This window comes from Prosthecobacter sp. (genome assembly GCF_044378005.1).
Taxonomy (GTDB): Bacteria; Verrucomicrobiota; Verrucomicrobiia; order Verrucomicrobiales; family Verrucomicrobiaceae; genus Prosthecobacter.
In genome coordinates, this window is sequence record NZ_JBILYB010000146.1 from 1 (window position 1) to 14,911 (window position 14,911).

A 14,911-nucleotide genomic window follows, 5' to 3' on the forward strand; every position below is an offset into this window, starting at 1 on the left:
GCGGCCACAGCGGCAGCGACGGTGCCTTTGAGGGCATTGAGAAGCGCTTCGCGGCGGGTGAGGATGTTGGGTTCGGTGTTCATAATTGAGGAGTTCCACATCAAGCTTCGCTAAAGGGGCCGCCATTTTGCTGAGCGAGCGCTTCACGCACTTTCACGCCGTCGAAGGTGCCGACTTCGCTTTTCGCCTTCATCGCGAGCGCGGCGGCAGTGCCCGCAGCCTCGCCGAGGGCCATGGCGGTGGCGGTGACGCGACTGGACGCGCTGGCTTCGCTGCTGGCGCTGTGACAGCGACCGGCGACGAGAAGGTTGCTCACTTTTTGCGGCACGAGCGTGCGATAACTGATGTCGTAAGGCTTGGGTTGGAAGCCTGAGCCAGTGAAGGGTTTATCGACGGAGACCTCCGGCGGATGGATGTCGAGGAACCAGCAGCCCGTGGCGACGGCGTCGTCATGGCGGGTGGTCTTTTGCAGGTCTTCGAGCGTGAGCACGTTCAGCCCGACGATGCGTCGCGTGTCGCGCACGCCGATATAAGGGCCACTCATGATGTAATAGCTGTTTTCAAAACCGGGCACCTTGGCTTTCCACTCGTTGAAGATTGCCCACGCATCCTTGCGCCCCTGGATCTCCGCGCGGGCGAAATCGGCGGCGTTCGTCGCATCGGCGGGCACGCGGGTGGCGTGGACGTAGCACTCGTCCTTCGCAAAGGCGAAGATGAGCCCAGGACCGTAGAAGTTCGGCAGGCGGCCTGCTTGGTGCGCCTCAATGAGCACCTTCTTCGCGGCGTCCTTCGTCTCCTTCACAGGAACGACGTTTCCGATGCGAAAATGCATCGTCAGTGGCATGAGCGGCTTCGATGAAATCGTCGGGCAGCCGGCCCAGTGCGCGATGTCGCCATCGCCGGTGCAATCGATGACCTGTTTCGCCTCCACACGCGTGAGCCCGTCCTTGTTCGCGATGATGACCGCCGCCACGCGGCCTTCCTTCACCTCCACATCGCAGGCGACGCTGTGGTAGAGCACTTTAAGCTTGTCCGAGTGCTGGAGGATCAGCTCATCCGTGAGCACCTTGAAGTGCTCCACATTCGGAATCCACCTGCTGCCCCAATACTTCGTGACCAGCTCCGGCGGCAGATCGTCGATCGACTTCGCCCCCGGCTTTGCAATGCCCAGCCGCTGCAGCAGCTCCAGTGCGATGCCTTTCACGACAAAGCGCCCGCTCGGCTTGTCGATGAGGCCATCGAAATACGGCAGGCCCACCGTGGTGATGATGCCGCCGGAGAACCCGGCGCGTTCGATGAGCAGTGTTTGCGCTCCATTTCGAGCCGAAGAAAGCGCCGCCGCGATGCCCGCGCAGCCGCCGCCGCAGACGAGGACGTCAGTTTGGATGGTTTTCATGGTGACCAAACATAGCGAACAGGTCCTGCCTCACGCCACGACAAAGAGTGTGCGAAATGCGACCCGTCAAAGGACTTACTCCAATTTCACGTTATCAATGAAGAACGCCGTTTTCGTGGTGCCGAGGGCGCTGAAGAGCATGTAGCTGGCGGTGGTCCAGGTGGGTTTGCAGGGGATGGATTTGAAGTCGCTCTTGGTGCCGTCTTCGCGGGTGAGGATCACGTCATACTTGCCGCTGCCGGTCGTGGCGGTGATTTCGATGCGGAGCCATTCGCCGGGTTTCAAATCGGCGAGCTTTTGGCTGGCGGTGTTGTTGGCGACGAGCGTGCCTTTTTGCCAGCGGAGGTATGGGCCAGCGGCGAACTCACCGCCTTTGTTGCGCATCTCGAAGAACCAATCCGCACCGGGCTGGGCCACGATGTCGAAGCTGACGTGGTAGGTGCCGGACTCGGCCCACTTCGGGTAGATGTCGAGCACGGGATCGTAGCTGTGTTTCAAGTCGGGGGCGTCCTGCACTTTGAGGCTGCGTTTGGATGCTCCGCCGATTGGCGAGCCGGTTTCATCAGTCACGCCGATGCTCTCGCCTTTATTTTCTGTGGAGTATTTGGCGTTGCGAATGCCGAGCGTGCCGAGTGAGGCGCGTTCGAAGCTTTGATCGACCTTGTAAGGCGGCGATGGCCAAGGCTTCGCGTCGGTTTGCCAGGCTGGATAGTCGTGACCCTTCGTGGCGAGTTCATGCCACTTCGCATCGGTTTTGCGGACTCCAGCCAAAGTGAAGTCCCAGGGCTTGAAACCGAGCTTTTCGGCCGGTGAGCCGGGTTTGAGGCGGAAATCGCGTCTCTCGATGTTTTCGAATAGGGGATCGGCGAACTGGCTTTCGCGGTCGCGACCCATCTTGCGCCATTCTTCCCAGGTGAAGTGGCTTTTGGTGAGTTTGGCGGGGATTTTGCCGTCGGTGGGCCAGTAGAGGTTTTTGCGGAAAATGAGGCTGTCCTTCGGATCGCCACGGTCGATCTTGTCGAAGAACTTCCAGTTCCATTCGCCGCCATCGAGCAAGGGCGACGCGGGGTCCCAAACGACGATGTTGTTCATGTAGCGGAAGCGCAGGCGGGCTTCGTTACGGCTGGCCTGGATCTGCGCCGAGTTGCCGAAGGCGAAGATGTTGTTCCGCACGGTGTTGAAGTAGCCGTAATGCTGATGGAAACCGGCGTTCCAGGTGTCGTGCACGAGGTTGTTTTCCATCAGCGTGTCGGTGGCGCCTTCGTCATTGTAGAGCCCCCAGCCGCCGTAGCGATGGCTGGCGATGTGATGAACGTGATTGCCGCGAATGATCGTGCCCGGTGAGGTGCCGAGGCCGTAAAAGCCGCCCATGTCGCTGAGGTAAGCCCAGCCGAGATGATGGATGTGATTGTTCTCCACTAGCGTCTCACGCGAGGCGGTGTCGCCATAACCCCAGTTCCATCCGGCGCTGATGCCGGTGTAGTAAAAGTCGCCGATGTCGCAGTGCGTGACCGCGCAGTGCTGCGTGTGCGTGAAGACCACGCCGCAGGCGCTCGGATGCAGCCGCCCGCCGTGCTGCATGATGCAATCATCGACGACGATGTGATGATTCACGCGTTCTTCATTGGGCCGGGCCGTTTCGCCGACATACACACCACCGCCGCCGAGATCGTGCAGGCGGCAATGCTTCACGGAGGAGTCTGCGCAGCCGTTTTTGAACCAGATGCCATGTAGGCCGGTGTGCGCGATCTCGCAGTTCTCGAAGTGAATGCCGCGTGAATCCTCAATCTCGATGCAGCCATCGCTCGTCGTCGCGGCCTGGCCGTCGTGCAAGCCATCCGCCGGATACAGATGCTGGCTGTATTGAAACGAGATGCCTTCAAAGCGCACGTCGTGTGCGCCTTTCATGACGATGAACTTCGTCACCACGGGCGCGATGACTTCGGCCTTCGTCATGTCTTCACCGGGCAGCGGCAGGTAAAGCACCTCGCCCTTCGCTTTGTCGAGAAACCACTCGCCCGGCGCATCGAGCGCGGCGCGGTAGTTTTCCATCCAGAAGCGCTGATCCGGCTCGAACTCGACAAACGGATACCGCGCCCGCCCTTTGATCTGCACGGCGAGCGCTTCATCATTCAATGCCTTGATGCGGCACTGCCCCACGGCCCAGGCATGCGTCACGGTGAGCAAAACGTCGTCTCGCTCGGCCTGTGGGATGCCTTTGAGCACCTCGAACTGCTCCGCCGGAATGCTGAAGGCGTGGAAGTTCATGTTCTCCTTCAAATCCGGGAACACACTCGCTCCAACCGCCTCGGTGATGTGGTGGTAGCCTTTGTTCGGCGAGCGAGCCAGCGTGGCGCGGCGGCCATTGATCCACAGTTGCTCAAACTTCCACGCCTTGTCCGGCAGCGCGGCCTTCCACATCGCTCCCTCTTTGACCCAGCCGGTGATCGGCTTTCCAGCCATGAAGACGGCGTTTTTGCCGCTCCACGTCACCTGCGAGTCGTCTTTGCCGAGTGTGATCGTCTCCGTGATTGGGTGCACGCCATCTTCGACGACGATGCGCACGGGTTTCGGAGCCTTGCGGGCTTGTTCGAGCACGGTGGGAAGGTTGCCGGGCTTCAAAACGAGGTCGGCGGCGTACAGTGATGAAACGAGGAAGAGAAAGCAGACGGTCCTGAGCATGGCTCTTCCATGTCATGGATTCGCATTGCGGCAAGAATCAATCCTTGCGCTTGATCCGCTGCCCAATGCGTAGACGGCTACTTCACGAACACGCTTTTCAGCCACGCATCCACGACTGGAGTCGCCGGATACGCGGGATCGCCGAGGCGGCGATTGATCTCGGCGTGGCCTTTGAGACCGATGCCGTCAAAGCCGCGCACTTCGGCTGTCGTTCCCGCTTTTGTCAAAGCCTCGCCAAGTGCCTGCGACTGCGCGGCACCATCGACTCGTTGCACATGCAGGATCAGGAAGGCGGGCGCGTTGGGTGCGGCGGCGTGATGTGTCGGCGAGAGGGCGAGCTGCCTTTCCTTCTCGCTGCCAAAGGCCTGGATGTAGGTGTCATGCATGAAGTCACCGCCCTCTGCAATTTGGCGCGGCACATTGTAGCATGCGCCATCGAGCGGGATCACGCCACGCACCGACTTCGGTCCCAGCCCTGCCTTGACGAGATACTTCATGTCCGTGCCGACGAGCGCGGAGAGATGCGCTCCGGCGCTGTGTCCCATCAGCACGATTCGTGTCGCATCAAAGCCGAGCAACTCCGTACGACCGATAAGATGCGCGATGGCATCCGCCACATCCTGCGCCTGCTGCTCCACCGTGGCGGCGGGCACGAGGCGATAGTTGATCGAGGCAAAGGCATAGCCCTGCTGGAGATAGTGCCCGGGCTTTTCCTCGCCTGTGGCATTCTTCTTGTCCCCACGCTTCCAGCCGCCGCCATGCACAAAAATCACCAGCGGCGAGCCGACCTTCGCGGGCTTCCAATAGTCGAGCTTTTGCAGCGGGTCTTTGCCATAGCTCAGTTCGACCGCGTCTGCTTCCCGCCTCTCCGCGATGCGCTCCCGCAAGCGCCCGATGAACGGGCCTTGAGCGGAAACGCAGGTTGTCAGTAAAGCGAAGGCGAGAAGAAGGAGCTGCTTTGAGATGGAGAAATTCATCGCGTCATCAAATGCCGACCAGTGGCTTCGGTTACACAAAATCTTCACCCTTTTGTCATCAGGGTGCGGGCAGCACTTGCAGCGCATCTAGGATGACGAAGCCATCCGTCTCTTTGTTTGTGAGTGTGATGGTTGTTTCGCCATCAAGTTCGGCGGTGCCGATGCTGCGGAAAGTTTCACCAGCGGGGAGCGGCTTGGTTTGATCGACCGTGAGTTCGGTTCTGCGGCCTCCGCTTTGAATCATCACCGGCACTTTTGTGGCGCGGGTTTCGTGGGCGGAGTAGGCCATACGGAGGTCGTATTTTCCTGGCTTCGGTGCTTTGAATCGGAAGGTGGCGATGGACTGGCCGTCGGCGCGTTTGTCGTCGTGCAGGTAGCCGGTGCCGATGTGCGGCTTGAAGCCCGAGGAGTGGCTCCATTCGCCTTTGAGTTCAGCTTGCGAGTCGTCGAGCACGATGCCGGGAAGCGACTTGGGGTCGATGTTCATCGCACCTTTGGGTTCGGGTGGCAGATCGGCGAGGATGGGCAAGTCGAGCACTTGTTTCTGCGCCAGCAGACGCTCACGCAGCGCGGGATAGGGCAGCTTTTGCACGGCAAGGTTTTGTTTGGCGCTCAGCGCAGCGGCGATACCGGCACTTTGGCCGAGGATCATCCAGGTGGGCTCCACGCGGATGGAGGAGATGCCCACATGCGTGCAGGAGAGCGCCACGGGCACGAGCAAGTTCGAACACTCGGCGGCCTTCGGTGTGATGGCGCGATACGGAATGTGATAAGCATAGCCGTGCTGGCGACCAGGGACGCGCACGGGCATGATGGTGCCTTCATTGATCACAAACTTCCCGGTGCCCACGCGCTGGCAGTCGTGCGAATCAATCGGGAAAGACGACACGACGATGGCGTTGTCCTTCTTTGGCTCTTCCATGATGTCTTTTTGCGAAACGATGTATTCGCCGATCATCCGGCGACCTTCGCGGACATAGAGCTGCGGCGACCAGTGGCTGTATTCGGCGAACTCATCGCGGCAGAGGCCGATCTGCGCATACTCCTCGCGAATTGCGGCTGGCACCGCCGAGTCGGTGCTGAGGAAGTGATGCATCTCCAGCGTGTATTGCTTGTGTGCTTCCCAGATTTTTGCGCGACCGGCTTCATCTGCTTCGCTCCAGCCATTGCAGGCTCCCATCAGGCCCATGGAGAATTGTTTTCCGATGCCGTTGTTGGCGTCGAATTTGTTTCCTGGCAGCGGATAAAGATCCCACAGCAGATGCGGACGCTTCTCCTGAACAAAGTAGCGCCGCACGACCTCGAAACGAGCTGGATCGTAGTTCGCTGGCTTCGGAAACGGCACGCGATTCGCCGGGTCTTTGGTGACGCAGAGACGGAAGCTGTAGATCATCACATTCTTGTCCCCGTCTTCATCGGGGCCAGCATCGGTCGAGGTGATGAAGGGCAGCGGCTTGCCATCGGCTCCGAGGCCTGACATGGCCATTTTCTTCTTCGGATACTGCTTCCCAGCCAGAGACTCGCCGAACTCCTTCCTGCCCTCACGGCCAATCGTCCAGCTCACGCCTGCTGCGGCCATCAAATCACCCTCGTAAGTGCCGTCGATGAATATCTTGGCCGCGAACTCACCCTCGCTTGTCACCAAATCCGTGATGAGCGCACCGTCTTTGATCGCCGACTTGAGCACACGCTTCGTCAGCACCTTCACGCCTGCTTCATCCAGCATCTCCTTCGTGATCTTCGCCGCGACGTGCGGCTCATAAGTCCAGTGCTTATGATCTTTCTCGCTCACCTTGTATGGCAATGCGACGCCGCGTTGCTGATAGTCCTTCTCCACACGAGTATGCCACTCATCAAAGAGGCCCATCACCGTGCTGCGCACCGTTTGATTCGAGTCGCTGAAGCAAAGCCCGCCCGTGTTCACGCCGCCCACGTGATCTGTCGGCTCCAGAAGGATGACAGACGCGCCTTCACGCGCCGCAGCGATGGCGGCACAAAATCCGCCCGGCGTGGCTCCATACACAATCACATCCACCTGTGTAGCGGCGTGCGTGGATAAACTCAGAGCGAAGAACAGAGCGGCGAATCGTGTCATGCGACTAATCAGGCACCGTCTGCCCGGACTTGGACACTCAATTTTCCCTTTATGTCACGGAGATCACGCCTGACGCATCACATGGCGATCTCGCTCAAAGCGCCTGTGCTGTCGGCAAAGCGTTCCTGCTTCACACCCGCACTCTGCGCCATCGTGAGCCAGAGATCGGCGAGCGGGCGCTTGCCTTCGTAGTGGAAATGGCCGCGCCCCCAGCCGCCGCCGGCGATGAGGACTTCGAGGTCGGCATAGTTGTGTTGGTCGCCGTCGCTGATGCCGCTACCCATGACAAGGGTGGTACTGTCGAGTAGCTGCGTAGCTTTGAGGCGCTCGACGACGTGGGCGTAGAACTCGACGTGAAAGCGGTCGATCTTTGCAACGGCGGCTTTGGCTTCATCGCCTTTGGTGTGCGTGAGGACGTGGTGGTTTTGTGGCTTGTCGAAGAGGCCGTGATACATGCGTGGGGAGTCCCAGCGCTCAGGATCAATGACCAGCGTGGCCACGCGCGTGAGATCGTTTTGAAAGGCGAGCACGAACAGCTCCGCCTGAAGCCGCAGGTAGTCGCCACGCGACTCGGGAATGCCCGCAGGCTCGGCCAAAGGTGGCTTGCGCATCTGTTTGGCGATCTTCTCCGCCTTCTCGATGCGCTTCTCGGTGGCACGGACGCTTTCCAGATACTCGCCAAGCTTTTCCTGGTCATCGCGGCCGAGACGGGCGTTTAGCGCTTTCGCGTCGGCGAGAACGACATCGAGCACGCTGCGTGTGGCATCGGCATCGGGCTTGCCAAAGAGACGCTGGAAGACCGTGCGCGGATTCTTTTCCACATTCGCCGCGTAGCCCGGCGCATACCACGAGATGCTCTCGTAGTAGCGTGTCTCCTTGTTGTCCGTGAAGTCGTTCGTGCTCAGCTCCAGCGACGGCAGCAGTGAATTCGTGCCAATCTGCCGCGCGATGATTTGATCCAGTGTCGTGTTCGTCGGGAAGCCGCCATCCAGCGTCTCCTGCGGTGCCGATGAGGTGAGCCAGCAGGATCCACACTGTGCATGAACTCCCGTGCCGCCAACGAACTGGCGATCCAGGCCGGTGACGAGCGTGATGTCCTCTTTGACTTTCGAGAGCGGTGAAAGCGTGGGCGTCAGTTCCCAGTTGAGCCCTTTCGTCTTCGGCATGAACGAGGCCTGATTGTAACCATTCGGCGTGTAGATGAACGCGAAGCGCTGTGGGGCTGCTGACGCGGCTTTCGACAGGCTTTCAAAGAACGGCAGCCCAAACGTGACGCCTGCGGCGCGGAGGAAATGACGGCGATTCATCATGGGGTGCTGCGAATGTGGGTAAACGGATAGGACTTGGCGATCTCGACAATCACGCGGCTGAATTTCCATCCATCCGCTTTCGCCGAGGCTTCGATCTGCGCGACGACAAGCATGTCATAAACCTCCAGCGATCTTCCGAGTGCGTAGCTCAGCAAGTGCTCGATAAAGCCACGGGTGAACTCGTGCGGGTTCTGCGTGAGGAGGGCTTTGTAGGCGGCGGGGCCGTCAAAGGGAGTGCCATTCCACTCGGCGCGGGCATCGACGGGCTGGGAGCCGTCTTTCTCGCGCCAGGAGCCGATGGCATCGAAGCGCTCCAATGCGAAGCCGGGAGGATCGAGGCGCACATGGCAGGAGTAACACGCGGGCTTGTCGCGATGCTGCTCAAAGCGCTCGCGAACGGTCTGCGGCGTTGTTTGAGACTGAGGTTCGTCTTTGAGGGCAAAGGCGACCTTTGGCTCCTGCGGCGGACGATTGAAAAGCGTTTCCAGCAACCATGCGCCGCGTTTCACTGGGCTGGTGCGCATGGGCAGCGAGGTGACGGTGAGCGGGCCGCCCATGGTCATGTAGCCGCCGCGTCGTTGGCCCTTTAAAGGCACGCGCAGCCACTTCGAGTTCTGTTTGGCATCGATGAGCACGTTGCTGTTGCCGGTTTTGCCTGCGAGCGCGGCCACGTCGATGTCGTAGAGTTTGGCGAGGCGTGCATTGAGCCAGGTGTAGTCGGCGGCGAGCAGATCAAGGATGCTGCGGTCCTCGACGAGCACGGTTTCAAAGAGCAGCAGCGCCTCTACCAACATGGAGCCGTGCAGCGTCACCTTGCCTTGCGGGCCGCTGTAGAAGCCTTTGAAGAGATTCGGGTCCGGTTTCGCCGTCATGAGTTGATCAAGTCGCAGCCATTGCGTGGCAAAGGACTCGCTCATTTCTCGAGAACGCGGATCGCGCATGAGGCGGCGGGTTTGAACTTCGAGAGCGGCCGGATCGGAGAGACGTGCGGTGAGAAGCTCATCATCAGGCGGTGCGGACCAGAGGAAGTAAGCGAGGCGTGTGGCGAGTTCGTGATCCGCGAGCGATTTCACACTGCCAAGACCCGTCCCCGCTTCAGCGATGTATAAAAAGTCCGGCGAGGTCAAAGCGGCAGCCAGCGCGGCCTTCATCGCGTCTTCAAAGGGCAAATCACGATCTCGGGCATCATCAAAGACCTCGACGTAACGCGATACGGTCTTGTCATCGACCGGACGACGAAAAGCACGATTGAGAAAACCGGCGAGCCGTTCCCGTGCGGCATGGCGCTTCTCGCGTTCGGACATTTTCTTCGCGGATTCGGCCACAGGGGCGGTGGCGACGACGGTGGCACCGTCAGTGAGAAAGGCGAGATCGTCATAGAGCGCGTAGTGACCGCTAAACTTCGAGCCATCGAGCCGCAGACGCGTGATGTGTTCGTGCTTCGGAGAGTGGAAGGCGAAGAAGGTGTTTCCTTTGCCGCCACCGGTGATGAGTTCATGCGAAAGACGAGCCGTGCTGCCACCGCTGAATGTGGCAGTCATCTCGATGCTGCCTGATTCCTTGTCGCGACTCAGCGCGCATAAGGCCAGCTCGGTGATGCCTTCGCCGCTGACGCCGCCTTCGATGGCAAACTCGAGCGTGAGCACTTTTTTCTGTTTCTCGTGATTCGTGAAGAGCGATTCGCCAGATGTCTCGCCCACCGTGGAAAAGCCCGCGACCCACACATCCTCCTGCGCGGTGATGAGCAGCGATTTGGCGCCAAAACGCACACGAATCGGTGCGCCAGCCTTCACCACTGTGCTGCGCCCCGTCGCGTCCCAAACGCCGCCGGTGCCATCAGCGACCGCAGTTTGCATGGCGAAGCGGAATTGGTAATCGAGTGTCGCCACAACCCCGTTTTTGGCCTGAAAAGGCAGATTCAAGTTTGGCGCGAACTCCTTCGCGGCGGTCCAGGTGTTCGCCTCGCCATCCTCGATGACAGGCTCGGCTTTCATCGGCTGCTCAGGGTCATGAATCAGCGAACGGAAGACGCTGCTGAGCTGTGGCAGCTTCGGTGACTCCACGATCTCGCGCGCAGCGGCTAGATACTGCTCCAGCAGCATCGGCGAAAGGTTCATCGCCTCACCACGATTGCGAAAACCATGCTCCGCGCGGTTTTCGCCCGGCAGACCGAGTTCTGGCAGCAAGACGGGATACTTCAGTCCATACTCGCGCACCGGCACATCCACGCTGTCGCCCATCTTGCCGCTGGCAGGCTGGAAGTAAGCCTTGCTGGAAAGCGGCAGCCGCTCCGGGAACATGAACACATCCATTTGCAGCCCGAAGAGATCGCGGATGGTGTTGTTGTATTCGAGGCGCGTCAGCCGCCGCAGCACCGGATTGCCAGGATCACGCACGCCGAGTGTCGCATCAGGCCGCGCGGCGATGTTCATGATCCACGCCATCAACTCCTGACGCTGGGCATCGGTCGGCTGAGACTTCTGCTTCGGCGGCGGCATCTGATGCGACTCGATCTTTTCATATACACTGCGCCAGATCGCGCGGTCCTGCATCACGGCTGCTTCGTCCGTGAAGTGCGAGAGATCGAGATCACCTTTCTTTGCATCGCTGTCGTGGCAGTCGAGGCAGTGTGTGTCGAGGAAGGCGCGGAAGTCCGCTGCCTGGCTGCTGATCGTCAGCAGAATGAAGGCAGGCAACGCGATCTTCACTTGGAACCTCCCACGTTTTTCAGGCGCTTGCTCAACTCCACCCAAGTCTCCCACGCCACCGTTTCAAGATAAGTCGCTGTCGCTTCATCAAGTGTTGCCATTTGGTCCATCGACATGTGCTTGAACATCCACTTCGCCATCTTGGCCTGATACGCATCCGGATTGAAGGAAGCGAGTTTGGCTTCATCGGCCTCATACTTGCCGTGGGGCCAGACGTGGAAGGTGCGCGGCAGTTTGCCGACGGGACTCTGCTGCGTCAGCGCAGCGTAGAAGCAGGCGAGGTTCAGAAAGTGGCCTGCGTCACCTGGATGAGCACCATCCTGCGGATGCTGGAGGGCAAGATCAGGTCTTTCGCGATACACTCGCACCCATGCCGTCGAGCAGGGCACAAAGAGGCGAATCCTGTTCTTCGCCGCGAGGTCAAAGAGGCGCTGGCGACCTTCAGCTTCGCGCTCCGATTTCCCCCAGCCCATCTCGAAGAAGATCGGTTCGCCACCCGCCGCGCGAATAGCCTCGCAATAAGTCGTGATCGCCTTGGCATGAGCCGAGCCAGTCTTCGTGGGATCGTCATCGCCCATGATGAAGCGGCAGACGGTTTGCAGCACGACGAAGGGCGGTTTCTCATCGCGAATCTTGTCGAGGAAGCTCTTGCCCGGCTTCACGCCGTATTCGTATTGGTTGAAGCCCGGCTCCAGATACACGCGGATGTCACTGCCGCTGCGACCGACGATTTCCGGCAGCACCGACACGCCGATGTGACCAGCCATTTTGCCATCGACGACCTTCGCCACCTCACGCGGGAAGTCGTTCCAGTAGGTGCTGCTGCTGCCTGCGAAGAGCAGGGTCAAAGGCTTGTCCTCGGCATGAGCGAGGCAAGCGATGAGAGAGAGCGAAAGCAGGAGATGTTTCATCTTGCGGTGCGTGCGGCTATGCAACGCTTCGGTGCTGGCAATCCTGACGGCCCCGGTTGGGATGAGACCGTTCCAGTCGCCTTAATCAAAATCTTGCGCCTGCTGCCGCCACGCACGCCGGTGATGAGGAGGTTCATGCAGGATGCCCAGGACTCATGCCGCAAACAATGCGGCAGCATTTTTCAAACTCTGTCGATGAGCGGCAGTGACATCCATGGTGTCGGGTGATCCGGCTTCGACGGCCTGCTCCAGCGTGAGCTGCGGCGTGAGGCCGTGCTGCTTCAGCCACGCGGCCAGCCGTGCATAGTCGAGATCGCCGACGGCGGAGAAAACCTCGCTCCATTTGCCGCCGCTGCTCTGGCGCAGGTGCAGCTCGATGATACGGCTGCCGTAGTGCTCCAGCGCATCGAAGACCGCCACCTGCGAATCACCGCAGCCGCGAAAAATCCAGTGCGCGTCGAGACACAGCTTCACGTCGTCGGGATTCGTCGCCGTGAGCATGTGATGAAACTCGCGTCCGCCCTGCCGGAGTTCCGCATCGTGATTGTGATACGCGAGCGTGAGGCCGAGCCGCCGCAGTTCCGCGCCCAGTTGGTTCAGCGCGGCAGACTGGGTGAGGAGTTGCGCGTCGGTCTTGTCCTCCGGCCCGCCCCAGCGGATCGGCGAGGGATTGGTGACGATGATTTTCACGCCGATCTCCACCGCGCGACGGGCGATGGTGAGCACATTCTCGATGCTCTGTGCCGCCTGGGTTTCGTCATGCAGCGAGCTGTTCACATAGAGCGAGCGCATCTCCAGCCCATGCGCCTGCAAGCGCTTCAAGAGGCCGTCGAACTCCCCCGGCTGATTGATGACCGGCTCATAACCTCTGATGCCCGCAGCCGCGATGGCCGTGAGGGATTCGTCCGTGTGAAGCGCGAAGGTTTTCCCCTCACGTTTGGCAAAGGTGCCCCACGGGTAGGTATTCGTGGCAATGTGCGTTTTTTTCGTCTCAGCAGCCATGGAAGCATGCGCGGCGGCGAGAGCGGAAGTATGGAGGAAGGCGCGTCGGTTCATGAAAATGGAAGCTGGCTGAGAGAGAACGATTCAGGAGACATTCGCTGACAAGGATCAGATCAGAAGGCCTGGTCGTCGGTGAGGATGAGGATGGTGGGCATGGTTCAGGGATTTTGGATGCTCTCCTCATCGTCGGCGTGATCTTCGGAGATGCCGATGAAGGTGAGGTCTTCACTCTCAGAAGCATTGAACAGATGATGCGAGACGCCAGGAGGCTGCATGAAGCAATCACCCGCCTCAATCTCAAACTCACGCTCACCCCGATATGTGATGCCGCTGCCCGAGAGGATGATGAAGAACTCGGCATTGCGCGTGTGCTGCGGGCAGTTGAAGCAACGCGGTGCGACAGTCGTCACCTCGACATCAAACGGGTCACCGCTCGGAATGCGTCCCGTGAGCGCCTCCGAGACGTGTTTGCGTTTTCGGTCGTAGCGTCCGTCGCCCCACTGCTGGTGGCGCACGGGAACATCGCGGAGGTTGATCTTCTCAGGAGTCATGGGCGGCAAAGGTGAGCATGGCTGCGATCTGTCTCATGGTGAAACAGGCGTCAAGGAGCCGCCAAGCCAAACGCACCATCGCGCAGGCCCTGCGCGCCGCCTTGGATGTCTGGCGGGGTGTAGCTGTGGACTTCGTTCCAGCTTTTGCCGCCATCGATGCTGCGGAGGATGTTGAAGCGCTGTGACGCGATGCTGATGAGCGTGCCTTTGTCGCTGGCGATGACCTGACCCGCTGGCACGGCGGCGGGGAGGTCACGCCAGGTTTTACCATCGGCGCTGGCGCGGCTGGGTTTTCCAGTGAGCCAGAACTCGCCGCCTATCACGTTGAGCGAGGCACGTTTCGCACCGGTGATGTGCGGGCCATCCCAAGTCTCGCCGCCATCGGTGCTGGTCCATGCGTTGGCGGCATCGGCATCGGTCAAGAGAATGAGCTTGCTGTTCGAGACGAGCGTGCCACGCCCGGTCGAGGCGTCGAGACCTTTCGGCATAAGCCACTTCCACGTCTTGCCGAGATCATCGCTGGCGAAGAGATTGCCAAACTTCGGGCCGTCCTTGCCGCGATTGTCACCGAGCGCGAGGAAGCGTCCGCTGGATTCGCTGACAAACACGGGATCGACGTGATGCGTGCTCAGCTTGAAGCCGCGTGCGTCGTTTTTGAAAGCACCCCACATGCTGAAACTGTCAAAGGTCGCACCGAGATCCGATGTGGCCGTCATCGTCATGTAACCAGCGGCCACAAACGCGCCTCTCCCTGCTGCGAGGCCCCAGGTGCCGGGCATCACCCGCACATCGCCTTTGGACTCCGACAGCTTCGCCTTGCCGTGCGTGAGGTGCTGCCACTTTATCGCGTCATCCGAGGCCAGATAGATCGTCGGTCCGCCCCAGCCAACGCCGACGACAAAAACGCCTCCACCATAAGCCACCGTCTTCGTGGCCCACGCGCCATGATCTGCGCCCGGCGCGGCAAAGAAGGTCTGCTGCCACGTCTTGCCATCGTCCTTTGACACGATGATCCGCGCGCCATGACCCACGACGACAAACGCGGGCACCTTCGGGTTGGGCTTCAAGGTGCCGCCCAGCGGGATGTCAGCGCGGATTTTCACATCTTCGGGTGATTCTTCCGCTGCAAAAGAGGTGAGTGTGAGAAAGGCGGAGGCTAGGAGGAATGTTGCCGGGATTTTCATGGTTTGGAGAGGAACGTTTTAGAAGGTTCGGCGCTGACAATGATGCATTGCCTGGGGGAGCATTTCTTTGCGAGCATGAGGCGTCATCACTCCAA

The 14,911-nt window shown here is 60.1% G+C and carries 10 protein-coding genes; all 10 read right to left on the reverse strand.

The genetic code is table 11. The features are described 5' to 3' along the window. Nucleotides 1–100 precede the first annotated feature (100 nt). On the reverse strand, nt 101–1,396 hold the full coding sequence (locus AC6FTP_RS21310) for an FAD-dependent oxidoreductase (RefSeq protein WP_497208929.1): 1,296 nt from the start codon (nt 1,394–1,396) through the stop codon (nt 101–103). A gap of 75 nt (nt 1,397–1,471) precedes the next feature. Next, nucleotides 1,472–4,078 carry a right-handed parallel beta-helix repeat-containing protein gene (locus AC6FTP_RS21315; protein ID WP_497208930.1) on the reverse strand — a complete coding sequence of 869 codons (2,607 nt, stop codon included), beginning with the start codon at nt 4,076–4,078 and terminating at the stop codon, nt 1,472–1,474. A 77-nt stretch (nt 4,079–4,155) separates the two neighbouring features. Continuing rightward, nucleotides 4,156–5,055 carry an alpha/beta hydrolase fold domain-containing protein gene (locus tag AC6FTP_RS21320; protein WP_497208931.1) on the reverse strand — a complete coding sequence of 300 codons (900 nt, stop codon included), beginning with the start codon at nt 5,053–5,055 and terminating at the stop codon, nt 4,156–4,158. A 58-nt stretch (nt 5,056–5,113) separates the two neighbouring features. Continuing rightward, nucleotides 5,114–7,150 carry an FAD-dependent oxidoreductase gene (locus tag AC6FTP_RS21325; protein WP_497208932.1) on the reverse strand — a complete coding sequence of 679 codons (2,037 nt, stop codon included), beginning with the start codon at nt 7,148–7,150 and terminating at the stop codon, nt 5,114–5,116. Nucleotides 7,151–7,227: 77 nt separating this feature from the next. Next, complete coding sequence (locus tag AC6FTP_RS21330) at nt 7,228–8,460, reverse strand: DUF1552 domain-containing protein (RefSeq protein ID WP_497208933.1); 1,233 nt, start codon at nt 8,458–8,460, stop codon at nt 7,228–7,230. Continuing rightward, nucleotides 8,457–11,168, reverse strand: coding sequence for a DUF1592 domain-containing protein (locus AC6FTP_RS21335; protein WP_497208934.1), 2,712 nt, complete (start codon nt 11,166–11,168; stop codon nt 8,457–8,459). Before AC6FTP_RS21335 ends, AC6FTP_RS21330 begins: the two co-directional genes overlap by 4 nt. Then, nucleotides 11,165–12,079, reverse strand: coding sequence for a hypothetical protein (locus tag AC6FTP_RS21340; protein ID WP_497208935.1), 915 nt, complete (start codon nt 12,077–12,079; stop codon nt 11,165–11,167). The genes AC6FTP_RS21335 and AC6FTP_RS21340 overlap by 4 nt, the downstream gene beginning before the upstream one ends. A gap of 153 nt (nt 12,080–12,232) precedes the next feature. Beyond that, entirely contained in the window at nt 12,233–13,135 is a 903-nt protein-coding gene (locus tag AC6FTP_RS21345; RefSeq protein ID WP_497208936.1) for a sugar phosphate isomerase/epimerase family protein, read from the reverse strand. A 104-nt stretch (nt 13,136–13,239) separates the two neighbouring features. Next, nucleotides 13,240–13,632, reverse strand: coding sequence for a cupin domain-containing protein (locus AC6FTP_RS21350; RefSeq protein WP_497208937.1), 393 nt, complete (start codon nt 13,630–13,632; stop codon nt 13,240–13,242). 50 nt (nt 13,633–13,682) lie between these two features. After that, nucleotides 13,683–14,816, reverse strand: a complete 1,134-nt coding sequence (locus AC6FTP_RS21355) for a WD40/YVTN/BNR-like repeat-containing protein (protein WP_497208938.1) — start codon at nt 14,814–14,816, stop codon at nt 13,683–13,685. Nucleotides 14,817–14,911: the final 95 nt, after the last annotated feature.

Excerpts from the sequence above, each read along its gene's own strand:
- AC6FTP_RS21330 (WP_497208933.1), bottom strand. The coding sequence starts at position 8,460 with ATGATGAATCGCCGTCATTTCCTCCGCGCCGCAGGCGTCACGTTTGGG.
- AC6FTP_RS21325 (WP_497208932.1), bottom strand. The coding sequence starts at position 7,150 with ATGACACGATTCGCCGCTCTGTTCTTCGCTCTGAGTTTATCCACGCAC.
- AC6FTP_RS21355 (WP_497208938.1), bottom strand. The coding sequence starts at position 14,816 with ATGAAAATCCCGGCAACATTCCTCCTAGCCTCCGCCTTTCTCACACTC.
- AC6FTP_RS21320 (WP_497208931.1), bottom strand. The coding sequence starts at position 5,055 with ATGAATTTCTCCATCTCAAAGCAGCTCCTTCTTCTCGCCTTCGCTTTA.
- AC6FTP_RS21345 (WP_497208936.1), bottom strand. The coding sequence starts at position 13,135 with ATGAACCGACGCGCCTTCCTCCATACTTCCGCTCTCGCCGCCGCGCAT.
- AC6FTP_RS21315 (WP_497208930.1), bottom strand. The coding sequence starts at position 4,078 with ATGCTCAGGACCGTCTGCTTTCTCTTCCTCGTTTCATCACTGTACGCC.
- AC6FTP_RS21340 (WP_497208935.1), bottom strand. The coding sequence starts at position 12,079 with ATGAAACATCTCCTGCTTTCGCTCTCTCTCATCGCTTGCCTCGCTCAT.
- AC6FTP_RS21310 (WP_497208929.1), bottom strand. The coding sequence starts at position 1,396 with ATGAAAACCATCCAAACTGACGTCCTCGTCTGCGGCGGCGGCTGCGCG.
- AC6FTP_RS21350 (WP_497208937.1), bottom strand. The coding sequence starts at position 13,632 with ATGACTCCTGAGAAGATCAACCTCCGCGATGTTCCCGTGCGCCACCAG.